Here is a 25848-nt window from a genome sequence, read left to right as displayed (position 1 = left end):
GTTGCACAAATGCGGCCCCGTCAGCGTGGTACGGCAAGGTCTGGTAGCCTGACCGCATGAAACCAGCTCCTCAGAAGTACCGTACCACCAATTGGAAACCGTACAACGAAGCGCTCAAGGCTCGCGGCTCGCTGCTCATCTGGCTTGATCCGGACATGCGCTGGCACGGCCGGCCGAACGGCAAGCGCGGTCGGAACCAGGCGTTCAGCGATCAGGCGATCCAATTCTGCCTGAGCATGAAGTGCCTGTTCAACCTGCCGCTACGTCAGGCCATGGGGATGACGCAAAGCCTGCTGCGCTTGGCCGGGCTCGATTGGCCGGTTCCAGACTACAGCACGGTCAGTCGGCGGCAAAAGACGCTGCAGGTAGCCATTGGCGCCGTGCCGACCACGACGGGTTTGCACCTGCTGGTGGATAGTACGGGCACNCTTGGCCGGGCTCGATTGGCCGGTTCCAGACTACAGCACGGTCAGTCGGCGGCAAAAGACGCTGCAGGTAGCCATTGGCGCCGTGCCGACCACGACGGGTTTGCACCTGCTGGTGGATAGTACGGGCACCAAGATGCTGGGCGAAGGCGAATGGAAGACGAAGAAGCATGGCGCCGAGTATCGGCGCCAGTGGCGCAAGGTGCATCTTGGGATCGACGCATCCACGCTCGAAATTCGGGCGATGGAAGTGACCGACAACAGCATTGGCAACACACCCGTCCTGCCAGCCCTGCTTGAACAAATTCCCGCCGACGAGAAGATTGCCAGCGTCAGTGGCGATGGCGCCTACGACACCAAAGACTGCCACGAGGCCATCGCCTTGCGCACTGCTCACGCCGTCATCCCGACCCGCAAGAACGCTAAGCCCTGGAAAGCAAATCGCTGCGGTGCCGATGCCCGTAACGACATCCTGTACGCGACGCGCAAGCTGGGCCGGGCGATCTGGAAGAAATGGAGCGGCTACAATCGACGAAGTCTTGTCGAGACCAAGATGCGGTGCTTCAAGCTGCTGAGTGAGCGCGTGATGGCACGCGACTTTGACCGTCAAGTGGCCGAGTTACAGGTGCGAGCAGCTGTCCTAAATCGCTTCACTCGGCTAGGCACTCCGATCACGGTCCCAGTATTGTAAGACTGACTAGAAAATGCGTCAGCTCGGCCCGCGCCCGATTTATTCAACAAAGCCCCTCAACATAAAAAACGCCGGCAGCGAAGCACATCGCGGCCGGCGTTTTTTTGAGGGCGCAGTTTTAGAAAGCAGCGATACCCGTCTGCGCACGGCCGAGAATCAGCGCGTGGATATCGTGCGTACCTTCGTAGGTATTCACCACTTCCAGATTCACCATGTGGCGGATAATCCCGAACTCGTCCGAAATACCATTCCCGCCCAGCATGTCGCGCGCAGTACGGGCAATGTCCAGCGACTTGCCGCAGGAATTGCGCTTCATGATCGAGGTGATCTCGACCGCGGCCGTGCCTTCGTCTTTCATACGGCCCAGGCGCAGGCAGCCTTGCAGGCCGAGCGTGATCTCGGTCTGCATGTCGGCCAGCTTCTTCTGCACCAGCTGGTTCGCCGCCAGGGGTTTACCGAACTGATTGCGGTCCATGGTGTACTGGCGCGCGGTATGCCAGCAGGCTTCCGCCGCACCAAGTGCACCCCAGGCGATGCCATAGCGCGCCGAGTTCAGGCAGGTGAACGGACCTTTCAAACCACGCACGTCCGGGAAGGCGTTTTCTTCCGGGCAGAACACGTTGTCCATCACGATCTCGCCGGTCACCGACGAACGCAGGCCGAACTTGCCGTGGATAGCAGGTGCCGACAAACCTTCCATGCCTTTTTCCAACACGAAGCCGCGGATCGCGCCTTCGTCGTCCTTGGCCCAGACCACGAACACATCGGCCACCGGCGAATTCGTGATCCACATCTTCGAGCCGGTGAGCGCATAGCCGCCGTCCACTTTACGCGCACGGGTCACCATCGAGCCAGGGTCCGAACCGTGATTCGGCTCGGTCAAACCGAAGCAGCCAATCCATTCGCCGGTCGCCAGCTTCGGCAGATACTTCTGCTTGGTCGCCTCATTACCGAACTCATAGATCGGCACCATGACGAGCGAGGACTGCACGCTCATCATCGAGCGGTAACCCGAATCCACGCGCTCGACTTCGCGCGCGATCAGGCCGTAGGCGACGTAGTTCAGGCCAGGGCCGCCGTACTGTTCCGGGATGGTCGGGCCGAGGAGACCGAGTTCGCCCATCTCGCGGAAGATCGAGGTGTCCATGGTCTCGTGGCGGAAGGCCTCGAGGATGCGCGGCTGCAGCTTGTCCTGGCAGTAGGCTGCGGCCGCGTCGCGCACCATGCGCTCGTCGTCGGTCAGTTGCTGGTCGAGCAGCAGGGGGTCGTCCCAGTGGAAAGCCGTTTTGGTCATGATGGTCTCTTTTTCAAAAATGGTTTACATGTTCGGGTAGTTCGGGCCGCCGCCGCCTTCCGGCGTCACCCAGACGATGTTCTGGGTCGGGTCCTTGATGTCGCAGGTCTTGCAGTGCACGCAGTTCTGGGCATTGATCTGCAGGCGGTCCTCGCCCGCGTCGCTCTTCACGTATTCGTACACGCCGGCAGGGCAGTAGCGCCCCTCCGGCCCGGCGTACTTGGCCAGGTTGATCTGCACCGGCACGGCCGGGTTTTTCAGCGTCAGGTGCACCGGCTGGTCTTCGGCGTGGTTCGTGTTCGAGATGAACACCGACGACAGCTTGTCGAAGGTGAGCTTCCCGTCCGGCTTCGGGTACACGATCGGCGTGAACTCCGAAGCCGGGCGCAAGCACTCGTGGTCCGCGTGCTTGTGGCGCAGGGTCCAGGGTGCCTTGCCCTTGAAGATCATCTGGTCGATGCCGGTCATGACGGTGCCCAGGTACAGGCTCTTGCTCATCCACGGCTTGAAGTTGCGTGCCACGTACAGCTCTTCGTGCAGCCACGATTGCTTGAACGCGGCCGGGTAGCTGCTCAATTCATCGTGCTGGCGGCCCGAGCCCAGTGCCGCGAATGCCGATTCCGCCGCCAGCATGCCGGTCTTGATCGCGCCATGGCTGCCCTTGATGCGGCTGGTGTTCAGGAAGCCGGCATCGCAGCCGATCAGGCAGCCGCCCGGGAACACGGTTTTCGGCAGCGACTGCAGCCCGCCCGCCGTGATCGCACGCGCGCCATATGAGATGCGCTTGCCGCCCTCGAAGAAGTGGCGGATCGCCGGATGCGTTTTGTAGCGCTGGAATTCCTCGTACGGCGACAGGTAAGGGTTCTGGTAAGCCAGCCCCACCACGAAGCCCACCGCCACCTGGTTGTTCTCCAGGTGATACAGGAAGGAGCCGCCATAGGTGTCGCTGTCGAGCGGCCAGCCGGCCGTGTGGATCACCAGGCCCGGCTTGTGTTTCGCCGGGTCGATCTCCCACAGTTCCTTGATGCCGATGCCGTAGGTCTGCGGATCGGCGTCCTTGTTCAGCTCATACTTGGCCATCAGCTGCTTGCCCAGGTGGCCGCGCGAGCCTTCGGCGAAGAAGGTGTACTTCGCATGCAGCTCCATCCCGAGCTGGAAGTCCGGCCCCGGCTCGCCGTCGCGCTTGACGCCCATGTTCCCGGTAGCGACACCCTTCACCGAACCATCCTCGTTGTAGAGGATCTCGGCGGCAGGGAAGCCGGGGAAGATCTCGACGCCCAGCGCTTCGGCCTGCTGGCCCAGCCAGCGCGTGACGTTGGCCAGCGAAATCACGTAGTTGCCGTGATTGGTCAGCATCTTCGGCACCATGAAACCAGGCGTGCGATACGACTTGGTCTCGGTCAGGAACAGCACCTGGTCCTCAGTCACCGGCGTGTTCAGCGGCGCGCCCAGCTCTTTCCAGTTCGGGAAGAGTTCGTTCAGCGCGATCGGGTCCATCACGGCGCCCGACAGGATGTGGGCGCCGATCTCGCCGCCTTTTTCCAGCACGCAGACCGAGACTTCCTGGCCTTTCTCGCTTGCGAGCTGCTTCAGGCGGATCGCCGCCGACAGGCCCGCAGGCCCGCCGCCGACGACGACCACGTCATATTCCATCGACTCGCGCGGACCGTATTGTTCGATCAAATCCATACTAAAAACTCCGATCAACGCGCGAAATACAAATCGTGCAGGTGGTCCAAACTGACCTCGGACGCGGCCTGCGACAGCACCACTTTACCGCTCTGCATCAGGTACACGTGGTCGGCCACGCCCACCGCGCGGTGGGTGTTCTGCTCCACCAGGATGATGGTGCGGCCATCCTGCTTCAGGCGTCCCAGGATCTCGAACAGTTCATTGACCATCACCGGCGCCAGGCCGAGCGAGGGTTCGTCGATGATCAGGACCTTCGGATCGCTCATCAGGCCGCGCGCCATCGCCAGCATCTGCGCTTCGCCGCCGGACAAGGACCCGGCCAGCTGCTTGCGCCGCTCGCGCAGGCGCGGGAACATGGCAAACGATTTCTCCAGGTTGGCATTGGCGCCCGCCCGGTGCTGGGGCGCGAACGCCCCCATCATCAGGTTTTCCTCGACCGTCATGTCGCGGAAGACCATGCGGCCTTCCGGGATCATGGCCATCGAGACCAGGTTCATGTCCCAGGTCGGGGTGCCGTTCAGCGGCTTGCCGTCCAGGGTGATCGAACCCTGCGACACCGGGATCAGGCCCATGATGGCGCGCAGCAGGGTGGTCTTGCCGGCGCCGTTCTGGCCGATGATGGTGGTCAGCTTGCCCGGGGCGATGCTGAGCGACAGGTCCCACAGCACGTTGATGGCGCCGTAGCCGGCGCGTACGTTTTGAACTTCCAGCATCTCAGCCTCCCGTATAACTCTTGATCACAGCCGGATCGCTGAACACCTGGGCCGGCGTGCCTTGTGCGATCAGCCCGCCGAAGTTCAGCACCGCCACGCGTTCGCACAGGTTGCTGATGGTCTCGATGTCGTGCTCGATGATGACGATCCCCACCGAGAACTCGCGGTGCAGGTCCTTCAGCATGTTCATGAAGGCGCGCTTGCCGTTGGTTTCCAGGCCGGCCAGCACTTCGTCCAGCAGCAGCAGCTTCGGATTGGTCGACAGCGCCTTGGCCACTTCCAGCGCCTTCAGTTCCGTCAGCGCCAGGCCGGTGGAGGCGTCGCGTTCCGCCTTGGCGCTCAGGTTGGTAAAGGCCAGGATCTCGTCGATGCGTTTCTGGTCGATCTTGCCGGTGCCGAAGCGCTGCGACACTTCCAGGTTCTGGCGCACCGTCAGCTCGTGCATCGGCTGCGGAATCTGGAAGGTGCGGCCGATGCCCATGCGGGCACGCTGGTACATCGGCGCCTTGAGCACGTCGGTGCCGTTGAAGACGATGCGGCCGGTGGTCGGGCGCACCAGGCCCGAGATCGCGTTGAACAGGGTGGTCTTGCCGGCGCCGTTGGCGCCGACCAGGCCGACGACGTCGCCGGTGCCCACCGACAGGGTCACGTCATTGACCGCCGTGAGGCCGCCGAAGCGGACGGTGACGTTTTCAAGCTGCAGCATCTTTTTTCCTCATGAACTTGCGGAACAGGCCAAGCAGGCCATCCGGGCTGGCGATGATCATCACCACCAGGACCAGGCCGAGCACCAGCTGGTGGCCGGTCGGCATGATGTTCTTCACGAACAGCTGGTCGACCAGGTAGACCACCACGGCGCCGATCAACGGGCCGGTGATGGTGCGGTAGCCGCCGAAGATGGCCGCCACGATCGGGATCGTCACCCACAGCGCGCTGAAGGCGTAATCCGGCTCGAGGAAGTTGATGTAGTGAGCGTTGAAGGCGCCCACCACGCCGCACATGAAGGCCGACACCAGCAGCATCAGCGCTTTCAGCAGGGTGTTGTTCACGCCCACCACGCGGGTCGCGTCTTCGCTGTCGTGCATGGCGCGCAAGGCCAGGCCGTGCGGGCTGCGGCGGATGCGGTCGTAGATCCAGGCGAACACCAGCACGATGGTGAGAATGACCAGGTAGTTGCCGATCTTGGTCGAGAAGTCAATCCCGAACACGGTTGGCAGCTGCGGAATGCTGGCGATGCCAGCCGAGCCGCCGGTTACCGATTCCCACTCCGTTGCGAAGATGCGGAAGATGTGGGCATAGGCCAGGATGGCGAGCGCAAAATAGGGGCCGCGCAGGCGCAGCACCGGCAGCATCAGCACCGCCGAGATCACGGCGCCGACACCGCCCATCAGCAGGCCGAGGAAGATCGGCAGGCCATGCTGCATGCTCAGCACCGCCGAGGTATAGGCGCCCACGCCGAAGAAGGCTGCGTGGCCGAAGCTCACCATGCCGCCCAGGTTACCGAGCAGGGCCCAGGACAGGGCGATACCGCCGATGACGAGCGAAGCGATCACCAGCGACATCACATAGGCGTCGCCGCCCAGCAGTACCGGGACCAGGATATACACCGCCAGCAGGACGGCAATGAGTAACTTGTTAATTTTCATCCGCGCCTCCGGGCAGCACCAAACAGACCGTTCGGCATGACGAACAACACCAGCAGGAACAGACCCATGCCGGCCAACTCTTGCAGCGCCGAGCTGGCGAGCGTGACGGTCAGCGACTCGGCAATGCCCAGCAGGACTGCGCCGATCAGCACACCCGGGATCGAGCCGATACCGGCCAGCACGGTGATGATGAAGGCTTTCACGGTCAGCACGCCGCCGTAGGCAGGGGTGATGACGCCGTACGAGAACAGGGCGACGCCGGCAAAGGCGGCCAGGATGCCGGCCACGATGAACGAGACCAGTTCGGTCTTGCCCGGGTTGATGCCCATGAGTTTTGCTGCGTCGCGGTTGCTCGAGACGGCGCGCACGGCGCGGCCATACCATGAGCGCGACAGCCACCACCAGAGGGCAATGATCAGGACAATACTGACGCCGAAGAACAGCACTTCGGAACGCATCGAGTACAGCTCGCCGACCACGAAGGCTTCCTGCATCCAGCTCGAGCTGGTGGCGCGCACGTCGGCGCTCCAGATCATCAGCACCAGGTTGGTCAGGATCACGCCGACGCCATAGGTCAGGGTGAGCGAATTGATTTCGCGGTTGGTCTTGATCTTGCCGACCACCATATAGAGTAGTGCCGAGGTGATCGTCACGATGATCACCGCTGCCGGAATCGCCATGATCGGATTCCAGCCAAGTTTCGATTCGACCGTGTAGGCGATGTACGCCGCCAGCAGTACCAGTTCGCCGTGTGCCAGGTTGATCACTTTCATGGCGCCGAAGACCAGCGCCAGGCCAAGTGCGATCAGGGCGTACGACCCGCCCTGTAACAGCCCGGAATACACGGCTTGTAAGATCAAGTCCGTCATTTCTGCATTCCCATCGAATTCATTCGGGCAGGGAGTCCTGCCCGCGTACTTCAAACCACAGGCTGCAGGCGCGCTCTATATATAAGAGGCGCCTGCGAGAAGCGTATTACCAAGGCACGCCAGGGAACACAGGCTTGGCGGTTGCCGACTCCTTCGGCCACACCAGTTCGACCTTCTTGCCCTGGTGCTGGCCCATGCGCTGGGTGAAGTTCTTGTTGTCGCCGTTGGCGTCGAACTGCACGCGGCCGATCAGGGTCTGCTTGTCGGTCTTGCGCATTTCTTCGATTACGCCGCCCTTCTTGATGGTGCCGGCGTCGGCGGCGCGTGCGATCGCTTCGAACAGCAGCATCGATTGCACGTAGCCGAACTGGCCCAGGTAGTCAGGCTCCTTGTTCAGCAGCTTTTTATATGCGTCGCCGAATGCCTTGCCGTCCGGCGAGGTGAAGGTGACAGGGAAGGGCAGGACGGCGGTGCCGTACACGTTCGGCATCAGGTCCGGGAAGTCGGCCGCCATTTTCGGGGTGGCCAGCGACCACACGCCGGCGATCGCCTTGACGTTTGGCTTGAGCACACGCGCGGCGCGCAGGATGCCGACGTATTCGTTTTCATAGCCGACCATGGCGATGAATTCCGATTTGTCGCGCAGCTTGACCTTGTTCAGGATCGGCTTGAAGTCGGTGATGGCTGGATCAAAAGCGTGCATGCCGACCTTGATGCCTTTCGCGCCCAGGGTCTTCTCGACGTCGGCGGCCAGGCCGTGGGTCGCATCCTTGGTCGAGTAGATGATCGAGACCGACTTCACGCCCAGGTCCGAGATCAAACCGACCAGGGCTTTCTGGTAGCCCTCGGTGTTATTAATGCGGAAGAAGTTCTTGCGGCCGGCTTTCACCAGGCCGTCGTCGACGCCGCCCGAGGTGATGTAGGCCAGGCCCAGCTTGTTCGCCGCGTCCGACGCAGGCGAGATGTTGTTCGAGCCGTAGCCGCCGGTCACGGCAACCACGCCCTGGCTGGCCAGCTTCTCGACAGCTGCCACTGCCTTGGCCGGCGCCGATTCGTCGTCAACGGTGACCAGCTTGATGGTGTGCTTGCCGTTGGTCTTGTTGAAGACTTCCGCGGCGACGCGGATGCCTTCCTGCGTGCCCATGCCGACGCGGGCCAGTGGGCCGGTCAGCGGAATCTGTACGCCGACCAGGAATTCTTCGGCGCTGGCCGAGCCTGCGCTCAGTGCCGCGAATACTGCGAGGGCGATTGTTTTTGCCTTGCTCATTGTCTCCACCTATTCAGATTGTTGCCGTGAATCGGATCCCGTTGCCAGGACCGGGGTTATCTGCAACAGCCGGCGTACCGGTCATTGCGCTTTTTAGCTAAACCGCGTCATCAGCCGATGTTGCGGCCCATGCTCATTTCTACATTCCGTACCAGTTGCACCAGGCGCGGGCCGAGGTCCTCGATCAGCTTCTCCCGCGGCAGCAGGAAGGCCGGGCCGCCGCAGTTGAAAGCCATCGATTTCGCCGTGTCGGGGTCGACCAGCGGCACGCCGACGGCGCTGATGTTGGCGTCCCAGTAGCCCGAGGACAGCACGAAGCCGCGGTCCTGGAAGTCCTTGAAGCCTTGTTCGATATCGGCCTTGATCTTCGGCCAGTTGTTTTCCGCGTGCAGGCGGATGTGGTCCATCAGGAAGTCGCGGTCGGCCTGGGGCAGGCCGCACAGATAGGCCTTGCCCATCGCGGTGGTCGCCAGCGGGATGCGCGAACCGGCGTCTCGGCGCAGGGTCACGGCGGCGCTGCCGCGGCAAGCCTCCACGTACACCATGTGCAGCCGGTCGCGGATGCCGATCGCCACCGAGCACTGGGCGTATTCGGCCAGTTCCTGCATGCCGGGGCGGGCGAGTTTGCGCACGTCGAGATTGGCCAGCAGGGTGTAGCCGAGCGCCAGCACGGGTGCGCCGAGCTGGTAGCGGCCCTGTTCGGGCGAGTAATTCAGGTAGCCGAGCTTGGTCAGCGTGTAGGTGAGGCGAGAGATGGTGGGCTTGGGCATGGCCGTGCGCTTGGCCATCTCGCTATTGCTGAGGTAAGCCTCGCCAGGACGGAAGCAGCGCAGGATCTCTAGCCCGCGCGCCAGGGCGGTCACGAATTGACGGTCCTTGGCATTCTCTTCCTCAGTGTATGACTGGATTTCTTCCATCTCATTGTCTCCGTTGCCCAGCATCTTTGGCTGAGTCTGGAAATGATGATCACATATCAAAAACCGGGGTGTCAACAGTTTTGTGAAATGGTCGTTCGCAGTGCGAAACGTGGAATATTGACGTTCCTATGACAGGTGGGTAAATCGGCCGGAAAATGATTTTTTGATCGCGAAATCGCCGGTGCACGGACGTTTACATCCGCGTCGAAAATGGGTTATCGTTGAATTCGCTGCAAGATGCAAAACACAATTTCGCACAGCGAACCAACTACAAAATAGGAGACAGGACACATGAATTCCGGCGCAAACGCTCAGGTCGCAGCTCAGGTCACCCGCGAGCAGCATGGCGACATCCTTCTGGTCAGCATCGACAACCCGCCCGTCAACGCCCTCGGCGTGGATGTTCGCCGCGGCCTGCTGGAGGCCATCGAAGCTGCCGACGCCGATCCTGCGGTGAAGGCCGTGCTGATCGTCGGCGCGGGCCGCAACTTCATCGGCGGCGCCGACATCCGCGAATTCGGCAAGCCGCCGATGGCGCCGGCCCTGCCCGATGTCTGCAACCGCATCGAAGCCTCGACCAAGCCGGTGATCGCCGCCATCAACGGCGTCGCCCTCGGTGGCGGCCTGGAAGTGGCCCTGTCCGCGCACTACCGCGTGGCCCTGCCGACCGCCAAATTCGGCCTGCCGGAAGTCGCCCTCGGCCTGCTGCCGGGCGCCGGCGGGACCCAGCGTACTCCGCGCCTGATCGGCGCGCAAGCTGCGCTTGACCTGATGCTCACCGGCCGCCACGCCAGCGCGAAAGAAGCAGAGAGGCTCGGCCTGGTCGACCGCATCGTCGAAGGCGATGATCCTGTTGCTGTCGGCCTTACCTATGCCCAGGAACTGCTGGATGCCGGCGCCCCGGTACGCCGCACCCGCGACGCCGAGGCCCTGGCTGACCGCGCAGCGCAAAGCGCCGTGGTCGAAGCGGCACGTACTGACACCGCAAAAAAATCGCGCGGCCTGTTCTCGCCATTGAAGATTGTCGACGCCGTGCAAGGCGCCATCGACCTGCCGTTCGACGACGGCCTGGCGCTGGAGCGCAAGCTCTTCATCGAATGCCTGGACAGCCCGCAGCGCGCCGGCCTGGTGCACGCCTTCTTCGCCGAGCGCGAAACGGCGAAGTCGCCTGAAACCCGCGACGCAAAACCGCGCGCAATCGCCAGCGTCGGCATCGTCGGCGGCGGCACCATGGGCGCCGGCATCGCCGTTGCCGCACTGGACGCCGGCCTGCCGGTGACCATGATCGAACGCGACGACGAGGCCCTGGCGCGCGGCCGCAAGAACGTTGAAAAAGTCTACGACGGCATGGTCAAGAAGGGCCGCATGACCGAGGAAGGCAAGACCGCCGTCATGGCGCGCTGGTCCGGCAGCACCGCCTACGATGCGCTGGCCAACGTCGACCTGGTCATCGAAGCCGTATTCGAAGAAATGGGCGTGAAAAAGGCCGTCTTCGCTGAACTCGACCGTGTATGCAAACAGGGCGCCGTGCTGGCCACGAACACCTCTTACCTCGACATCAACGAGATCGCCGACAGCGTCTCGCGTCCTCAGGACGTGATCGGCCTGCACTTCTTCTCGCCGGCAAACATCATGAAGCTGCTCGAGATCGTGGTGCCGGCCAAGGTGGCGAACGACGTCGTCGCCACCGCGTTCGAGCTGGCGAAAAAGCTGAAGAAGACCCCGGTGCGTGCCGGCGTCTGCGACGGCTTCATCGGCAACCGTGTCCTCGCCGTGTACGGCCAGGCCGCGCAGTACATGATGGAAGACGGCGCCTCGCCCTGGCAGATCGACAAGGCCCTGCGCGACTTCGGCTACCCGATGGGCCCCTTCCAGGTGTCCGACCTGGCCGGCGGCGACATCGGCTGGGCCACGCGCAAGCGCCGCGCCGCTACCCGCAACCCGGAAGCGCGCTACGTGCAGATCGCCGACCGCATCGCCGAGCGCGGCTGGTTCGGCCAGAAGACCGGCCGCGGCTACTACCTGTATCCGGAAGGCGCCCGCATCGGCACGCCGGACCCGGAAGTCGACGCCATCATCGATGCCGAACGCGAACGCGCCGGCGTCACCCCGCGCAGCTTCACCGATGAAGAAATCGTGCGCCGCTACCTGGCCGCGATGATCAATGAAGGCGCGAACGTCGTGCACCAGGGGATCGCCCTGCGTCCGCTGGATGTGGACGTGACCTTCGTCCACGGCTACGGCTTCCCGCGCTACCGCGGCGGCCCGATGAAGTATGCCGACAGCGTCGGCCTGCCGAAGATCCTCGCCGACATCCGTGAATTCGCGAAGGAAGACCCGATCTTCTGGCAGCCGTCGCCGCTGCTGGTGGAGCTGGTCGAGAAGGGCGCCGATTTCGCCAGCCTGAATCAGATTAAATAAGCAGATCAAGTAAATAGAACAACCCAGGAGACTCGCCATGCGCGAAGCAGTCATCGTTTCAACCGCCCGCACCCCGCTGACCAAGGCGCACCGCGGCGAATTCAACATCACCTCCGGCCCGCAGCTGGCCGCCTTTGCCGTGCGCGCCGCCGTCGACCGCGCCGGCATCGACCCGGCCCTGATCGAGGACGCGATCCTCGGCTGCGGCTACCCGGAGGGCACCACCGGCCGCAACGTCGCGCGCCAGACCGTGATCCGCGCCGGCCTGCCGATCAGCATCGCCGGCACCACCGTGAACCGCTTCTGCGCCTCGGGCCTGCAGGCGATTGCCATCGGCGCCGGCCGCATCGTGGTCGACGGCGCACCAGCCGTGATTGCCGGCGGCGTGGAAAGCATCTCGCAGATCCGCACCCGCGAAAAGGGCGACTCGGGCATGGACCCGTGGATCCTCGAGAACAAGCCGGAACTGTATCTGCCGATGATCGACACTGCCGACATCGTCGCCGCGCGCTACGGCATCAGCCGCGAAGCGCAGGACCGCTTCTCGTTTGAATCGCAGCGCAAGACCGAGGAAGCCCAGCTGGCCGGCCGTTACAAGGACGAGATCGTCGCCTGCACCACGACGATGTCGGTCACCGACAAGGAAACCGGCACGGTCTCGCAGCGCGAAGTCACCGTCGACCAGGATACCTGCAACCGCCGCGGCACCACCTACGAAGGCCTGGCCAAGCTGGCGCCGGTCATGGGCGAGGGCAAATTCGTCACCGCCGGTAATGCCTCGCAGTTGTCGGATGGCGCCTCGGCCTGCGTGATGATGGAAGCGAAAGAGGCCGAGCGCCTCGGCCTGCAGCCACTCGGCGCCTTCCGCGGCCTGGCCGTGGCCGGCTGCGAGCCCGACGAAATGGGCATCGGCCCGGTGTTCGCGGTGCCGAAACTCCTCAGCCGCTTCGGCTTGACGGTCGACGACATCGGCCTGTGGGAACTGAACGAAGCATTCGCATCGCAAGCCATCTACTGCCAGCAACGTCTCGGCATCCCGGACGAGCGCCTGAACGTGAACGGCGGCGCCATCTCGATCGGCCACCCGTTCGGCATGACCGGCGCGCGCCTGGCCGGCCACGTCCTGTTGGAAGGCAAGCGCCGTGGCGTGAAGTACGCCGTGGTCACGATGTGCATCGCCGGCGGCATGGGCGCGGCTGGCCTGTTCGAGATTTTCTGAGCGAGTTTACTGAGGATCAGCATGGACCTGAATTTTACCCCCCAAGAAGAAGCATTCCGCGCCGAAGTACGCGCCTTCCTGGCCGAGAAGCTGCCGAAGCGTCTGTCGGATAAAGTCGCCAATGGCAAGCACCTGAGCAAGGCCGACATGGAAGAGTGGCATGCCATCCTCAACGAACGGGGCTGGCTGGCGAATCACTGGCCGGAGCAGTACGGCGGCCCGGGCTGGACGGCTATCGAGAAGTTCATCTTCGAGAACGAATGCGCGCTGGCGAACTCGCCGCGCATCGTGCCCTTCGGCGTCAACATGCTGGGCCCGGTGCTCATCAAGTACGGCAACGAAGCGCAGAAACAGTACTGGCTGCCGCGTATCCTGAGCGGCGCCGACTGGTGGTGCCAGGGTTATTCGGAACCCGGCGCCGGCTCCGACCTGGCAGCGGTGAAGACCACTGCCGTGCGTGGCACCGATGCCGAGGGCGACCACTACATCGTGAACGGCCAGAAGACCTGGACCACGCTCGGCCAGCACGCCAACATGATCTTCTGCCTGGTGCGCACGAATCGCGAAGCCAAGAAACAGGAAGGCATCAGCTTCCTGCTGGTCGATATGAATTCGCCTGGCGTCGACGTGCGTCCGATCATCACGCTCGACGGCGAACATGAAGTGAACGAAGTCTTCTTCACCGACGTGCGCGTACCGGCCGAGAACCTGGTGGGCGAAGAAAACCGCGGCTGGACCTGCGCCAAGTACCTGCTGACCTACGAGCGCACCAACATCGCCGGCGTCGGCTTCTCGGTGGCCGCCCTGGCGCGCCTGAAGCGCATCGCGGCCGAGCAGACCCGCAACGGCAAGCCGCTGCTTGAAGACCCGACCTTCGCAAGCCGCCTGGCGCGCGTGGAGATCGACCTGGAAAACATGAAGACCACGAACATGCGCGTGATCGCGGCGGTGGCCGGCGGCGGCGTGCCGGGTGCGGAGAGCTCGATGCTGAAGATCCGCGGCACCGAGATCCGCCAGGAGATCCTGTCGCTGACGCGCCGCGCGATGGGCGTGTATGCGCGTCCGTTCACCCAGGACATGCTCGATGCCGATTTCGCGGCCAAGCCATTCGGCCCTGACTTCGCGGCAGCAGCCACGGCGCAGTACTTCAACAATCGCAAGCTGTCGATCTTCGGCGGCTCCAACGAGATCCAGAAAAACATCATCTCCAAGATGATCCTCGGCCTGTAAGAGGGAGACAGACATGAACTTCGAACACACTGAAGAACGGCGCATGCTCGCCGATAGCCTTAATCGATTTATCGCAGAACAGTACGGCATCGAGGCGCGCAACCGCACCGCCGCGTCCGAGCAGGGTTTCTCGACCGAGTTCTGGCAGCAGTTCGCGGAACTGGGCGTATTGGGCGCGCTGCTGCGCGAGGAAGACGGCGGCTTCGGCGGCGGCGGCTTCGACATCGCCGTGGTCTTCGAGGCGCTGGGCCGTGGCCTGGTGCTGGAACCCGTGCTGGGCAGCGCCGTGCTGGCGGCCGAAGCGATTTCCTTTGCCGGCAACGACGAGCAAAAGGCGGCGCTGGGCGAGATCGCTTCGGGCGACGTCATCGCGGCCTTTGCCCACGACGAGCCGAACACCCACTACGAACTGGCGCGCGTGCAGACCACGGCCCGCCGCGAAGGCGAGGCCTGGGTGCTGGACGGCGTGAAGGCCGTGGTGCAGGCGGCCGAGGGGGCGAACGTCTTCGTCGTGTCTGCCCGTACCTCGGGCGACGTGGATGCGGAGCAGGGCATCTCGCTGTTCCTGGTGCCGAAGGATGCGTCGGGCGTCTCGGTGCGCGGCACGCCGACCATGGATGGCGGACGTGTTGGCGACGTCACTTTCGCCAACGTGCAACTGAGCGAAGCAGCCCTGCTGGGCGCAGAAGGCGCTGGCTATGCGGCGCTGGAGCGCGCGGTCGGCCGCGGCATCCTGGCGCTGTGCGCGGAAGCGGTTGGCGCGATGGAGGCGGCCAAGGAAGCGACCCTCGACTACCTGCGCACCCGCAAGCAGTTCGGCGTGCCGATCGGTTCCTTCCAGGCCCTGCAGCACCGCATGGCCGACCTGCTGCTGGAAATCGAGCAGGCCCGTTCCACCGTCATCAACGCCGCCGCCGCCCTGGACGCGGACCGCATCACCCGCGAGCGTGCGCTGTCGGCTGCGAAGATGAGCATCGGCCGCATCGGCACCCTGGTAGCGGAAGAATGCATCCAGCTGCACGGCGGTATCGGCATGACCTGGGAACTGCCGATGGCCCACTTCGCCAAGCGCCTGGTCATGATCGACCACCAGCTGGGCGATGAAGACCATCACCTGGAGCGCTACATCGCCCTGGGTCGGGAATTGGCTACGGCATGAGCGACGCACTGATCGTGCGGACCGAGGGCGCCGTGCGCGTCCTCGTCAACAGCAATCCGGCGGCGAGGAATGCGATCCGTCCGGAGCTGTACGATGCGCTGCAGGCGGCCTTGCTGGACGCCGCAGCCGACCCCGCCATCGGCGCGGTCGTGCTGGTCGGCGACGGCGAGTTCTTCTGCGCCGGCGGCGACCTGCGTGCCCTGGCGACGCGGCGCGAACTGGCGCCCGCCGAGCGGCGCGTGAAGATCGAGCGCCTGCACGAAACCATCCGCGCCATCCGCAATTGCCCGAAACCGGTGATTGCGGCGGTGGAGGGCGGTGCCGCCGGCGCCGGCCTGTCGCTGGCGCTGGCGTGCGACATGCTGGTGTCGGCGCGCGATGCCTTCTTTGCGATGGCCTATGTGAAGGTCGGCCTGAGCCCGGATGGCGGTGCGACGGCGCACCTAGCGCAGTTCCTGTCGCGCCAGTTGATGACCGAATTGTGCCTGCTGGGCGAGCGGCTGACGGCCGAGCGGCTGCATGCATTGGGCGCCGTGAACCGGCTGACCGAACGTGGCGCAGCGCTGGCGGAAGCGATTGCGCTGGCGGCGCGCGTGGCCGATGGCCCAGCGAATGCCAACGCACGCATCAAGACGCTGTGTGCCCAGGCGGGTTCGAACAGCCTGCACGAACAGCTGGACCTGGAAGCGCAGCTGATGGTCGAGTCACAGGGCGACGACGAAGCGCAGGAAGGCATTGCCGCCTTCTTCGGCAAGCGCGCGCCGGATTACGTGGCGCTGCGCCTGAAGCAGCATCAAGAATAGCGTGACCGGCGCCAGCATCCAGGGCGCCGCCATGCACAGAAACAGGAGACGAAGTTGACTACCAAATCCAATCTGCCACTGGCAGGCGTGCGCGTGCTGGACCTGTCGCGCGTGCTGGCCGGCCCCTGGTGCGCGATGGTGCTTGGCGACCTGGGCGCCGAAGTGATCAAGGTCGAGCATCCCGAGCGCGGCGACGACACGCGCGACTGGGGCATGCGCGTCGGCTCCACCGAGACCGCCTACTTCAACAGCGTGAACCGCAACAAGCGTTCCGTCTGCCTCGACTTGAAGACGCCGGAAGGCCAGGAAATCGCGCGCGAGCTGGTACGCAAGAGCGATATCGTGATTCAGAACTTCAAGTTCGGCGACGTCGAACGCATGGGCCTGGGCTACGATGAACTGAGTAAAGAACAGCCGGGCCTGGTCTACTGCTCGATCACCGGCTACGACCGCACCGGACCGGAAGCCACGCGTCCCGGCTATGACCTGGTGATCCAGGGCGAGTCAGGCCTGATGGCGCTGAACGGTGAACCGACCCAGCCGCCGCTTAAATTCGGTGTGGCAGCGGTCGACATGATGACCGGGATGTATGCGGCCCAGGGCGTGCTGGCCGCGCTGTACGAGCGCGAGAAAAGTGGACAAGGACGCCACGTGGGCATGGCCCTGTTCGACTGCGGCCTGATGATCACCGCCTACTACGGCCTGGAAGCGCTCTTGCGCGGCAACGACCCGCCACGCTTCGGCAACGGCCATCCATCGATCATGCCCTACGGTGTGTACGAAGCGGCCGATGGCCCGCTGGTGATCGCGGTGGGGAACAACAGCCAGTTCCTGCGCTTCTGCACGGATGTGATCGACCGCGCCGACATTGCCAGCGACGAGCGTTTCAAGACCAACCTCACGCGCACCCAGCACCGCGACGAGCTGATGTCGATGATCCGCAGCGAACTGGCCAAGCGCGGGCGCCGCGACCTGCTCGATGCAATGAGCCGGGTCGGCATTCCCTGCGGCGAGGTGGCGGGCCTGCACGAGGCGCTGACTTCGCAGCGCGCGACTGACGGTGGCCTGGTGCAGTACATGTCGCACGAGGAAGTAGGCGAGGTGGCGGTGCTGGCTTCGCCCTACCGCTTCAATGGCGAACGCCTGCCGATCCGCAGCGCGCCGCCGCGCCTGGGCGAGGGCACGAACGACGTGCTGGCGGACTTGCTGGGCATGTCTGAAGAGAAGATCGCCAGCCTCAAGGAGCGCGGCGTCTCGCGCTGAGTTGCCGGGCTGTTGAATCGCTGTCCAGCGGGCGTCCCACGATCCGCTGGACGGTATGGAACCCTTATTGAATTTCGCGCTCCAACGCCTTTGCCGGTGAACGTTTTCGTGCGCCGGCAGGGAGGAGTGCACAATGAACTATCTGGCAGCCGCGGCCCTCGCCGCGCTTGTGAGTGCCTGCGCGCCGATCACGCCGCGCCAGGATCTGGTCGGCACATCCGTGCCGGTCGACGCCGCTACCCACACCGTCACCATTACGCCCGAGACCCACGACATCAACGTCATCGGCGGCGATGTGGTGCGCTTCGAGTCCAGCGGCCGAGCGTTCGCATGGGACTTCAATGCCAGTCCCACCGTTTCGGTGTTTGCGTTGAACCAGGTGGCGCCGGGCGGGATGCTGGGCCACGAGGTACTGGTCTACCTCATGCCTAGTCCGCTGTACAACGAAGGAAGCGAGCTTTATGCGCTCAGCCGGCTAGCCAAGCCCTGGCATCTCGTGCGTTGAAATCAGCCAGGGTCCGACGACATGCCCGCGGCGTCGCCCGCCGCGGCACGGGGTTCGCGCATGCGCAGCATGGCGACGAGCGAGACGGCTTTCACGGCAATCGCAATCCAGAACACCAGCGTGAAGCCGAAGCGATGGGCAAGTATGCCGCCCAGCAGCGGCCCGAGCGCCATCATGGAGTGAGACGCCGTGTCCGATACGGCAATCAGCATCGGCAGCTCATGCTGTGAGCCGAACTCCAGCACGAAGTTCTGCGAGGCGATCTGGTAGCCGCCCAGGCCCGCGCCCAGGCCGCAGAACGCCAGGATGAACAGCGGCAGGCTGGTCGACACCATCAGCGCCAGGGTCGATACCAGCCACAGGCCGACGCTGAGCAGGAACACCAGCCGGTAGCCGCGCTTGTCGGCGATCCGGCCCCAGCCCAGGTTGCTGACGGTCTGCGCCAGCAGGAACGACAGCGACAGATAGCCGAGCGTGGCGCCGGACAGGTCGACGAACTTGCCGGCGTGGATGGCGTAGAAGGGCGCCGCCGTCATGCCGAGTGCGGCCAGGGCACGGGCGATGAAGAAGCGCGTGAACTGGCGGTCGCGGCGCAGGATGGCGGGGATGTCGCGCAAGCGCTGCATCAGGCTCGACGCCGCGCGCACCGCCAGCGATTCCGGCTCGCGCAGGAAGCTCAGCGCCGAGATGCCGACGCTGGTGAGGATGAAGGCGACCATGAAGGTCGAGGCGTAGCCATTGCCGAAGGCGTTCGCTTCGACCAGGTGCTTGCCGCCGAAATAAGCCACTACCGAGGCCGACAGGCCGCCAAGAAAATTGCGCATGCCCGCCAGCTGGCCGCGCCGGTTGGCCGGGATCACCTTGGCCATCACGAAGTTGAAGCTGACCGCCTGCATGCCCCAGAAGAAGCCGAATAGCGCCAGGAACACGCACACGGCCACCAGCGCCGCATCGCCGTCGAGCAGGAAGCCCGACAGCGCCAGGCCCAGTACCTGCGCACGCATCAGCCAGCCGACGCCGAACACCACCGGCATCACGCGGCGCCGGTGTTCGATCAGCGTGGCGCTCCAGATCGACGACAGCGCCATGCCCAGCGACTGGCCGGCCAGGGCCAGGCCCACCGTCAGGTTCGACTGCGAGAGCAGGTAGATGTAGGCGGGGACGAAGGTCGGCGCCGTCACCAGCCGGAAGCCGGTGACGCCGAGGAAGCCGTGGACCAGGTTGGCGGCGTAGTTGCGCGGCAGGTCGCGGGCAACTTGCCGGTCGTAGGCCGCCTGATCGGCTGCTTGCTGGTCGGCGCCGGCTGGTGTATCGAGCGCAGGCGCCGCGTGCGTACGCATATATTACTTGCTTTGATGTCGCGGCTGGGCGCTGGAGAGGTCGCTGATGCGTTCCCATTGCGCGGCCACGTCGTCGGCGCTGGCCCCCGGGCCGAGTTCGACCCACGGGCTTTCGACGATGGTGGCCACGCTGAAGTTGCCGCCGGCGGCCTGCAGGATCACGCCGCTTGGTGCGTCGTCGCTGGCCAGGTAGACCACGCCCGGCACGATGTGCTCGGGGCCGAGCTTGTCGAACTGCTCCTGCGGCAGCAGGCCTTCGGTCATGCGCGTGGCCGCCACCGGCGAGATGGCGTTGATGCGGATGTCGCGCTTGGCGCCTTCGATCTTCAGCGTATTCATCAGGCCCACCAGTCCCATCTTGGCGGCGCCATAGTTGGCCTGGCCGAAGTTGCCGTACAGGCCGGACGGCGAGGTCGTCATCACGATGCGGCCAAAACCCTGCTCGGCCATGATCGCCCACACCGCCTTGGTGCAGTTGAAGGCGCCCATCAGGTGCACGTCCAGGACGGCCTGGGCATCGTCGAGTTCCATCTTGAGGAAGCTCTTGTCGCGCAGGATGCCGGCGTTATTCACCAGGATGTCGATGCGGCCGAACGCGTCCAGCGCCTGCCGGACCATGGCGGCCACCGCCTCGCGGTCGGTGACGCTGGCGCGGTTGGCGATGGCTTCGCCGCCCATGGCGCGGATCTCCTCGACCACGGCGTCGGCGGCGGAGCCCGTGCCGCGTCCATCGGCTGCGCCGCCCAGGTCGTTGACGACGACGCGTGCGCCGCGGCGGGCGAGTTCGAGTGCATAGCAACGGCCAAGGCCGCCGCCGGCGCCGGTGACAATCGCGGTCTTTCCTGCGAAGCTGATCATGGGTGAGTGCCTTTTAGGGGTTATGGTATGTGATTGAGAAAATCATAGCACGGCAAGCGAGGCGTGTTGCAGGTCGCGGTCTGGATTTTAGAAAAATGGGTCTGGATACTCGATGTTGCGCCGGGGGCGGGCAATTGTGTTTTTCGCCACGCTATAATGCGTGCTGCTCAACTGTCCCGGTGCCGCCATGGAAGAACCCGTCAACGCCAGCCGCATGACGCAGCGCTACGTGCAAAAGCGCGAGGCCATCCTGCACGAGGCGGCGCGGCTGTTCAATGCACGCGGCATGAAGGGCGCCACGCTGTCGGATGTGGCGGCAGCCGTCGGCCTGAGCACCAACAGCATCACCTACTACTACAAGAAGAAGGAAGACCTGGTCGTCGCCTGCCTGCTGCGCTCGATCGAAACGGTGAGCGGCATCATCGCCCAGGCGGCGCAAGAGCCGGCGCCGGAAGGGCGGGTGCGCAGCTTCGTGCGCCTGTTCCTGGCGCGGTTGGCCGAAACCGCCACCGGCGGCGCCAGCGAAATGATGACCTTCCGCGACGTCCACGTGCTGGGCAGCCCGCACAGCGAAGTCGTGTTCGCGGCCTACATCGAGATGTTCCGCAGTTGCCGGCGCCTGCTGCTGCTCGGCCCCATCAAGCCGGCGCGCCGCCTGTCGCTGAACGCACGCACCCACCTGCTGCTGACGCTCACGCTGTGGACCATGTCGTGGAGCGGCCGCTACGACCCCGAGGATTACGACATCGCGGCCGAGCGCATGGGCGACATCCTCATCGGGGGTATCCGTTCCGGAAAATCGGTATGGCGGTTCGGCGCGCTTGACACGGCCCTGACCGCGCCGCCGACCGCCGGCGACAGCGCCCAGGATGCCTTCCTGCGCGCGGCCACCGCCTTGATCAACGAGCAGGGTTACCGCGGCGCCTCGGTCGAGCGCATTTCGGCGCGCCTGAACGTGACCAAGGGCGCCTTCTACCACCACAACCCGAACAAGGAAGAACTTATCGCCGCCTGCTTCGAGCGCAAGTTCACCGTGATCCGCGAGATGCAGCGCGTGGCCATGGCCAGCGGCGGCTCGGGCTGGGACAAGCTGTGCGCCGTGTCGCGCGCGCTGGTGCGTTATCACTTTTCGGAGCACGGCCCCTTGCTGCGCACCTCGGCCTGGAGCGAACTGCCCGACGACATCCGCGAAGCCAAGCTCACCGCCACCGCGCAGCTGGACCAACGCTTCGTGAGTTTGCTGGTGGACGGCATGCAGGACGGGTCGATCCGGCCGCTCGACCAGGCGATTGCCGGGGCGCTGGTGAGCGGAATGGTGAATGCAGCGGTGCTGCTGGACCGCTGGGTGCAGGACGTGAATGGCGAGAATGCGCTGGAGCTGTTCGTGCGGCCCCTGTTCGAGGGACTGCTGGTCGAGGCCTGATTTTTTAGTGGATTCGGTATCGAGTAATCCTTGCGTCCGAGGGAGCCGTCTAGATTTTTTCGCAAGATGGGTATTGCGCAGCCTGGCAGAGCGCGATAACGTAGGGTGGGCGCCCCGTGCCCACGCGTGAACCGTGCACAGTGTTGGCCTCTCCCACGAGCCAACACGATGCGAACGTCACGCGTGGGCACAGGGCGCCCACCCTACACGAGCACGCATCGCCGTGCTAAACACAATGGAGGAGACCCCATGTCATTGTTCGACCTGAGCGGTAAAGTCGCCATCATCACTGGTTCCTCGCGCGGCATCGGCCGTGCGATTGCGGTGCGGATGGCGGAGCAGGGAGCCAAGGTAGTCGTTTCGTCGCGCAAGGAAGCCGCCTGCGCTGAAGTCGTGTCCGGGATCACCGCGGCCTACGGCGAAGGCCGCGCCATCGCCATCCCCACCAACATCTCGTCGAAGGAAGACCTGCAGCGCCTGGTCGACGAGACCAACAAGGCTTTCGGCCAGATCGACATCCTGGTCTGCAACGCCGCTTCGAACCCCTACTATGGCCCGATGGCCGGCATCGCCGACGACCAGTTCCGCAAGATCCTCGAGAACAACGTCCTCGCCAACCACTGGCTGATCAACATGGTCGCGCCGCAGATGGTCGAACGCAAGGACGGCGCCATCATCATCGTCTCGTCGATCGGCGGCCTGCGCGGCTCGCCCGTCATCGGCGCCTACAACGTGTCGAAAGCCGCCGACATGCAACTGGCGCGCAACCTGGCCGTCGAATTCGGCCCGCACAACGTGCGCGTGAACTGCATCGCTCCCGGCCTGATCAAGACCGACTTCGCCCGCGCCCTATGGGAAGACCCGGCGCGCCTGAAGGAAGTCAACGAGCGCGCACCGCTGCGCCGCATCGGCGACCCCGACGAAATCGCCGGCACCGCCATCTACCTGGCCTCGCGCGCAGGCAGTTTCGTCACCGGCCAGAACATCGTGGTCGACGGCGGCGTGACCATTTAAGGAGACCGGTATGGATGAACTCTTAGCCTTCCGCCAGGAAGTGCGAGCCTGGCTCGAAGCCTACTGCCCACCCGAGATGCGTGTGCCGATGGCCGACGACGACGAGATCACCTGGGGCGGCCGCAACATGGCCTTCAAGTCCGAGGCCCAACGCACCTGGCTCGACCGCATGGCGGAAAAGGGCTGGACCGTGCCGGAATGGCCGGTCGAATACGGCGGCGGCGGCCTGACACGCGAGCAGGCCAAGGTGCTGCGCCAGGAGATGGCCTCGCTCGGCTGCCGCGTGCCGCTGCAAAGCTTCGGCATCTGGATGCTGGGACCGGCGCTGCTGAAGTACGGCAGCGAGGAACAGAAGCGCGAACACCTGCCGCCCATCGCGCGCGGCGAGATCCGCTGGTGCCAGGGCTACTCGGAACCGAACGCCGGCTCCGACCTGGCCTCGCTGCAAACGCGTGCCGAAGACCGCGGCGATCATTTCGTGGTGAATGGCCAGAAGGTCTGGACCTCGTACGCCGACAAGGCCGACTGGATCTTTTGCCTGGTGCGCACCGACCCGACTGCGAGCAAGCACACCGGCATCAGCTTCGTCCTGTTCGACATGGCCACAAAGGGCGTGTCGACGCGGCCGATCACGCTCATCTCGGGCAAGTCGCCGTTCTGCGAAACCTTCTTCGACGACGTGCGCGTAGAGAAGCGCAACCTGGTCGGCGAACTGAATGGCGGCTGGACGATTGCCAAGTACCTGCTGACCCACGAGCGCGACATGATCGGCGCCATGGGCGAAGCCGCTGCGCCGCCAAAACTCGGCCAGTTCGCAGCGCAATCGATCGGCCTGGACGAGGGCGGCAAGCTCGACGAACCCGTGCTGCGCACCGACATCGCCCGCTTCGAGATCGACGAAGTCGCCTTCCGCCTGCTGCTGGAGCGCAGCGGCGACCTGGCGCGCCAGGGCAAGGTGCATCCGGCCTTTTCGTCGGTGCTGAAGTTCTACGGCGCGGAGCTGAACAAGCGGCGCTACGAACTCTTGATGGCGGCCGGCGGCAGCACGGCGCTGGAGTGGGAGGGCGAACGCAGCCAGGGTGGCGAAGTCGCGCGCGAGTGGCTGCGCGCCAAGGCCAATTCCATCGAGGGCGGCACCAGCGAGGTGCAGCTGAACGTCATCTCGAAACGCATCCTCGGCCTGCCGGGCGCATAACAACGGAGCACAACATGGCATTGGTACTGAACCAGGAACAGGACATGCTGCGCGAGAGTGCGCTGCAGTTCATGAAAGAACGCGCGCCGGTTTCCCAGTTGCGCGCATTACGCGACAAGCGCAGCGACGAAGGTTTTGCGCGCGAGACGTGGGCGAGCTTTGCCGAGATGGGCTTTACCGGCGTGCTGGTGCCGGAAGAATTCGGCGGGCTGGGATTGGGCGCGGTGGAAGCCGGCGCGATCATGGAAGCCATCGGACGCAACCTGACGGCCGTGCCGTTCTTCTCGACGGCGGTGCTGGGTGCGTCGCTGCTGGCGCGGCATGGCAGCGCCGCGCAGAAGGAGCGCTGCCTGGCCGCGATTGCCGGCGGCGAGCTGCTGGTGGCGCTGGCGGTGGACGAAACGGCCAAGCACCGTCCAGAGAAGGTGGCCTTGCGCGCCGATCAGGATGGCGGCGGCTACGTGCTGCGTGGCGAAAAGGTGTTCGTGGTCGATGGGCACGTGGCCGACCGGCTGATCGTGTCCGCCAGTACCGGGGAGGGCGTGACGCTGTTCCTGGTCGATGGCGCGGCTGCCGGTGTGCGGCGCGAGCGCAGCATCCTGGTCGATGCGCACAACGCGGCGCGCATCGTGTTCGACGGCGTGCGGGTGGATGCCGAGGCGATGATCGGCGAGCCGGGGCAGGGCGCGGCGCTGCTGGAGGGCGTGTTTGACATCGGCCGCGCCGCGCTGGCCGCCGAACTGCTGGGCATTGCCGAGGAAGCCTTCGAGCGCACCGTGGGCTACCTGAAGGAGCGTCGCCAGTTCGGCCAGATCATCGGCGAATTCCAGGCGCTGCAGCACCGGGCGTCGACGCTCTACACCGACATCGAGATCACGCGTGCGCTGGTGCTGGGCGCGCAACAGGCGCTCGACGCGGGTGCGCCGAATGCGGCGGCGCTGGTGTCGGCGGCCAAGGCACGTGCCGGCACGACCGCCACCACGGCGGTGCAGGAAGGCGTGCAGATGCACGGCGGGATCGGCATGACCGACGAGTTCGAGATCGGCTTCTTCATGAAGCGTGCGCGCGTAGTCGAGGAATTGCTGGGCGATGCGCGCTTTCATGCGGACCGCTGGGCGAGGCTGAGCGCTTATTAATTCGGTGACGGCGGTGACAGATTTGTCGCCGCCATATTCGGGAGCGAGGCGCTCTGCCCATCATGGATTCATGGCGTCACGTTAGCAGGCGGCGGTGTCGGATTGAGTTCCTGCGACCATACCACCGCCGCAATCTTCCAGCCATCATTGGTGCGCACCATTTGCCAGCTTTCCTTTCCCCAGTTTTCCTTGTAACTGCCATCGACGAAGGTGTAGTCGAACCATACTTGCCCGACTTCGCCATCGCTGTCGATGCTGACGTTCGAGATGGTCTCGGCGAGTTTGCCTTTGTTCTTGGCAATCGAGCTGATGAATTTAGGCGGGCTACTGGTAAAGAACTTGAAAGGCCGCTTCATTTCGGGTTTGGGCCGGTTTGCGTACAGCCTTTCGATGCTTGCATCTGTGGTGACACCAGCCCAGGTAGTATCCTCTTTCAGGAACAGTTTCAGGAATGTTTCCTCGTCCTTGTTAATGATAGCGGTGCGGAAGGTTTCAACGACTTGCTCGATTTGCGCCTTGCTGTCTGCAGGCTGGGCGAACGCATAATGGGGCAAGACGTTTAATCCGCCAAGCATAAGGATTGCTGCCGAGAGTCTCTTCATTATTTACCCTGAAGTTGTAGATTCTTCCCGCTGAATGCCTGGAACGGTGGTTTTGCAAGTTTAATATCTGAAGATACGCTCGATTTTCGAGGTTTGCAACAGGCGACTGTTTATGCATACGTGGCAGTCTCTAAAACCAAGTGCAACACTCTTTCCTGTAGAGTGC

22 protein-coding genes and 2 pseudogenes are annotated in these 25848 nt (G+C 64.3%); 13 read left to right on the top strand and 11 right to left on the bottom strand.

Annotated elements, in window-relative coordinates:
* Positions 1-56 precede the first annotated feature (56 nt).
* Positions 57-374 (top strand): annotated as a pseudogene (locus QWL29_RS23830) (transposase); the annotation flags it as partial.
* A 55-nt stretch (positions 375-429) separates the two neighbouring features.
* A pseudogene (locus QWL29_RS23825) lies at positions 430-1116 on the top strand (IS5 family transposase); the annotation flags it as partial.
* A gap of 118 nt (positions 1117-1234) precedes the next feature.
* On the opposite strand, the gene QWL29_RS23820 reads toward QWL29_RS23825, so the two are convergent.
* From QWL29_RS23820 to QWL29_RS23785, 8 genes are all read right to left on the bottom strand, one after another.
* Positions 1235-2410: an acyl-CoA dehydrogenase gene (locus tag QWL29_RS23820; protein ID WP_305825335.1), complete on the bottom strand. Its 1176-nt coding sequence runs from the start codon at positions 2408-2410 to the stop codon at positions 1235-1237.
* Positions 2411-2434: 24 nt separating this feature from the next.
* Entirely contained in the window at positions 2435-4063 is a 1629-nt protein-coding gene (locus tag QWL29_RS23815; protein WP_370663734.1) for an electron transfer flavoprotein-ubiquinone oxidoreductase, read from the bottom strand.
* 50 nt (positions 4064-4113) lie between these two features.
* Entirely contained in the window at positions 4114-4815 is a 702-nt protein-coding gene (locus QWL29_RS23810) for an ABC transporter ATP-binding protein (protein ID WP_305825333.1), read from the bottom strand.
* 1 nt (position 4816) lies between these two features.
* Positions 4817-5521 (bottom strand): ABC transporter ATP-binding protein, encoded by a 705-nt coding sequence (locus QWL29_RS23805; RefSeq protein WP_290422841.1) that lies wholly within the window; start codon positions 5519-5521, stop codon positions 4817-4819.
* On the bottom strand, positions 5508-6461 hold the full coding sequence (locus QWL29_RS23800) for a branched-chain amino acid ABC transporter permease (RefSeq protein WP_290422840.1): 954 nt from the start codon (positions 6459-6461) through the stop codon (positions 5508-5510). The genes QWL29_RS23805 and QWL29_RS23800 overlap by 14 nt, the downstream gene beginning before the upstream one ends.
* On the bottom strand, positions 6458-7330 hold the full coding sequence (locus QWL29_RS23795; RefSeq protein ID WP_305825332.1) for a branched-chain amino acid ABC transporter permease: 873 nt from the start codon (positions 7328-7330) through the stop codon (positions 6458-6460). The genes QWL29_RS23800 and QWL29_RS23795 overlap by 4 nt, the downstream gene beginning before the upstream one ends.
* Before the next feature lie 106 nt (positions 7331-7436).
* A complete protein-coding gene (locus QWL29_RS23790; protein ID WP_290422838.1) occupies positions 7437-8597 on the bottom strand; it encodes an ABC transporter substrate-binding protein in 1161 nt (386 codons plus the stop codon).
* Between the two features lie 110 nt (positions 8598-8707).
* Positions 8708-9514: an IclR family transcriptional regulator gene (locus QWL29_RS23785; RefSeq protein WP_305825331.1), complete on the bottom strand. Its 807-nt coding sequence runs from the start codon at positions 9512-9514 to the stop codon at positions 8708-8710.
* A 291-nt stretch (positions 9515-9805) separates the two neighbouring features.
* On the opposite strand from QWL29_RS23785, the gene QWL29_RS23780 reads away from it, so the two are divergent.
* From QWL29_RS23780 to QWL29_RS23750, 7 genes are all read left to right on the top strand, one after another.
* Positions 9806-11935: a 3-hydroxyacyl-CoA dehydrogenase NAD-binding domain-containing protein gene (locus QWL29_RS23780; protein WP_305825330.1), complete on the top strand. Its 2130-nt coding sequence runs from the start codon at positions 9806-9808 to the stop codon at positions 11933-11935.
* 37 nt (positions 11936-11972) lie between these two features.
* Positions 11973-13154: an acetyl-CoA C-acyltransferase gene (locus QWL29_RS23775; RefSeq protein WP_305825329.1), complete on the top strand. Its 1182-nt coding sequence runs from the start codon at positions 11973-11975 to the stop codon at positions 13152-13154.
* Positions 13155-13175: 21 nt separating this feature from the next.
* On the top strand, positions 13176-14384 hold the full coding sequence (locus QWL29_RS23770) for an acyl-CoA dehydrogenase family protein (protein WP_305825328.1): 1209 nt from the start codon (positions 13176-13178) through the stop codon (positions 14382-14384).
* 13 nt (positions 14385-14397) lie between these two features.
* A complete protein-coding gene (locus QWL29_RS23765; RefSeq protein WP_305825327.1) occupies positions 14398-15543 on the top strand; it encodes an acyl-CoA dehydrogenase family protein in 1146 nt (381 codons plus the stop codon).
* Positions 15540-16346: an oxepin-CoA hydrolase, alternative type gene (locus tag QWL29_RS23760; protein WP_305825326.1), complete on the top strand. Its 807-nt coding sequence runs from the start codon at positions 15540-15542 to the stop codon at positions 16344-16346. Before QWL29_RS23765 ends, QWL29_RS23760 begins: the two co-directional genes overlap by 4 nt.
* A gap of 54 nt (positions 16347-16400) precedes the next feature.
* On the top strand, positions 16401-17609 hold the full coding sequence (locus QWL29_RS23755) for a CaiB/BaiF CoA transferase family protein (RefSeq protein ID WP_305825325.1): 1209 nt from the start codon (positions 16401-16403) through the stop codon (positions 17607-17609).
* A gap of 133 nt (positions 17610-17742) precedes the next feature.
* A complete protein-coding gene (locus QWL29_RS23750) occupies positions 17743-18114 on the top strand; it encodes a CzcE family metal-binding protein (protein WP_305825324.1) in 372 nt (123 codons plus the stop codon).
* A 2-nt stretch (positions 18115-18116) separates the two neighbouring features.
* On the opposite strand, the gene QWL29_RS23745 is transcribed toward QWL29_RS23750, so the two are convergent.
* Positions 18117-19454 carry an MFS transporter gene (locus QWL29_RS23745; protein WP_305825323.1) on the bottom strand — a complete coding sequence of 446 codons (1338 nt, stop codon included), beginning with the start codon at positions 19452-19454 and terminating at the stop codon, positions 18117-18119.
* A gap of 3 nt (positions 19455-19457) precedes the next feature.
* Entirely contained in the window at positions 19458-20312 is an 855-nt protein-coding gene (locus QWL29_RS23740) for an SDR family NAD(P)-dependent oxidoreductase (RefSeq protein ID WP_305825322.1), read from the bottom strand.
* Between the two features lie 187 nt (positions 20313-20499).
* Here QWL29_RS23740 and QWL29_RS23735 point away from each other — a divergent pair, with 187 nt between their 5' ends.
* The 4 genes from QWL29_RS23735 to QWL29_RS23720 all read left to right on the top strand — a co-directional run bounded on the left by QWL29_RS23735 (position 20500) and on the right by QWL29_RS23720 (position 25080).
* Complete coding sequence (locus tag QWL29_RS23735) at positions 20500-21735, top strand: TetR/AcrR family transcriptional regulator (RefSeq protein WP_305825321.1); 1236 nt, start codon at positions 20500-20502, stop codon at positions 21733-21735.
* Positions 21736-21984: 249 nt separating this feature from the next.
* On the top strand, positions 21985-22749 hold the full coding sequence (locus QWL29_RS23730; RefSeq protein ID WP_305825320.1) for an SDR family NAD(P)-dependent oxidoreductase: 765 nt from the start codon (positions 21985-21987) through the stop codon (positions 22747-22749).
* 10 nt (positions 22750-22759) lie between these two features.
* Positions 22760-23944: an acyl-CoA dehydrogenase family protein gene (locus QWL29_RS23725; protein WP_305825319.1), complete on the top strand. Its 1185-nt coding sequence runs from the start codon at positions 22760-22762 to the stop codon at positions 23942-23944.
* Between the two features lie 14 nt (positions 23945-23958).
* On the top strand, positions 23959-25080 hold the full coding sequence (locus QWL29_RS23720; RefSeq protein ID WP_305825318.1) for an acyl-CoA dehydrogenase family protein: 1122 nt from the start codon (positions 23959-23961) through the stop codon (positions 25078-25080).
* Between the two features lie 68 nt (positions 25081-25148).
* Here the strand turns inward: QWL29_RS23720 and QWL29_RS23715 are convergent, their stop codons facing one another.
* Positions 25149-25682 carry a Cif family virulence factor gene (locus QWL29_RS23715; RefSeq protein WP_305825317.1) on the bottom strand — a complete coding sequence of 178 codons (534 nt, stop codon included), beginning with the start codon at positions 25680-25682 and terminating at the stop codon, positions 25149-25151.
* Positions 25683-25848: the final 166 nt, after the last annotated feature.

This window comes from Massilia brevitalea (assembly GCF_030711405.1).
Lineage (GTDB): Bacteria > Pseudomonadota > Gammaproteobacteria > Burkholderiales > Burkholderiaceae_D > Telluria > Telluria brevitalea.
This window is presented reverse-complemented; position numbering and strand designations above follow the sequence as displayed.

Bases quoted from the DNA above. Each gene is read 5' to 3' on its own strand.
- QWL29_RS23820 (WP_305825335.1), bottom strand. From the start codon at position 2,410: ATGACCAAAACGGCTTTCCACTGGGACGACCCCCTGCTGCTCGACCAG.
- QWL29_RS23815 (WP_370663734.1), bottom strand. From the start codon at position 4,063: ATGGAATATGACGTGGTCGTCGTCGGCGGCGGGCCTGCGGGCCTGTCG.
- QWL29_RS23810 (WP_305825333.1), bottom strand. From the start codon at position 4,815: ATGCTGGAAGTTCAAAACGTACGCGCCGGCTACGGCGCCATCAACGTG.
- QWL29_RS23805 (WP_290422841.1), bottom strand. From the start codon at position 5,521: ATGCTGCAGCTTGAAAACGTCACCGTCCGCTTCGGCGGCCTCACGGCG.
- QWL29_RS23800 (WP_290422840.1), bottom strand. From the start codon at position 6,461: ATGAAAATTAACAAGTTACTCATTGCCGTCCTGCTGGCGGTGTATATC.
- QWL29_RS23795 (WP_305825332.1), bottom strand. From the start codon at position 7,330: ATGACGGACTTGATCTTACAAGCCGTGTATTCCGGGCTGTTACAGGGC.
- QWL29_RS23790 (WP_290422838.1), bottom strand. From the start codon at position 8,597: ATGAGCAAGGCAAAAACAATCGCCCTCGCAGTATTCGCGGCACTGAGC.
- QWL29_RS23785 (WP_305825331.1), bottom strand. From the start codon at position 9,514: ATGGAAGAAATCCAGTCATACACTGAGGAAGAGAATGCCAAGGACCGT.
- QWL29_RS23780 (WP_305825330.1), top strand. From the start codon at position 9,806: ATGAATTCCGGCGCAAACGCTCAGGTCGCAGCTCAGGTCACCCGCGAG.
- QWL29_RS23775 (WP_305825329.1), top strand. From the start codon at position 11,973: ATGCGCGAAGCAGTCATCGTTTCAACCGCCCGCACCCCGCTGACCAAG.
- QWL29_RS23770 (WP_305825328.1), top strand. From the start codon at position 13,176: ATGGACCTGAATTTTACCCCCCAAGAAGAAGCATTCCGCGCCGAAGTA.
- QWL29_RS23765 (WP_305825327.1), top strand. From the start codon at position 14,398: ATGAACTTCGAACACACTGAAGAACGGCGCATGCTCGCCGATAGCCTT.
- QWL29_RS23760 (WP_305825326.1), top strand. From the start codon at position 15,540: ATGAGCGACGCACTGATCGTGCGGACCGAGGGCGCCGTGCGCGTCCTC.
- QWL29_RS23750 (WP_305825324.1), top strand. From the start codon at position 17,743: ATGAACTATCTGGCAGCCGCGGCCCTCGCCGCGCTTGTGAGTGCCTGC.
- QWL29_RS23745 (WP_305825323.1), bottom strand. From the start codon at position 19,454: ATGCGTACGCACGCGGCGCCTGCGCTCGATACACCAGCCGGCGCCGAC.
- QWL29_RS23740 (WP_305825322.1), bottom strand. From the start codon at position 20,312: ATGATCAGCTTCGCAGGAAAGACCGCGATTGTCACCGGCGCCGGCGGC.
- QWL29_RS23735 (WP_305825321.1), top strand. From the start codon at position 20,500: ATGGAAGAACCCGTCAACGCCAGCCGCATGACGCAGCGCTACGTGCAA.
- QWL29_RS23730 (WP_305825320.1), top strand. From the start codon at position 21,985: ATGTCATTGTTCGACCTGAGCGGTAAAGTCGCCATCATCACTGGTTCC.
- QWL29_RS23725 (WP_305825319.1), top strand. From the start codon at position 22,760: ATGGATGAACTCTTAGCCTTCCGCCAGGAAGTGCGAGCCTGGCTCGAA.
- QWL29_RS23720 (WP_305825318.1), top strand. From the start codon at position 23,959: ATGGCATTGGTACTGAACCAGGAACAGGACATGCTGCGCGAGAGTGCG.
- QWL29_RS23715 (WP_305825317.1), bottom strand. From the start codon at position 25,682: ATGAAGAGACTCTCGGCAGCAATCCTTATGCTTGGCGGATTAAACGTC.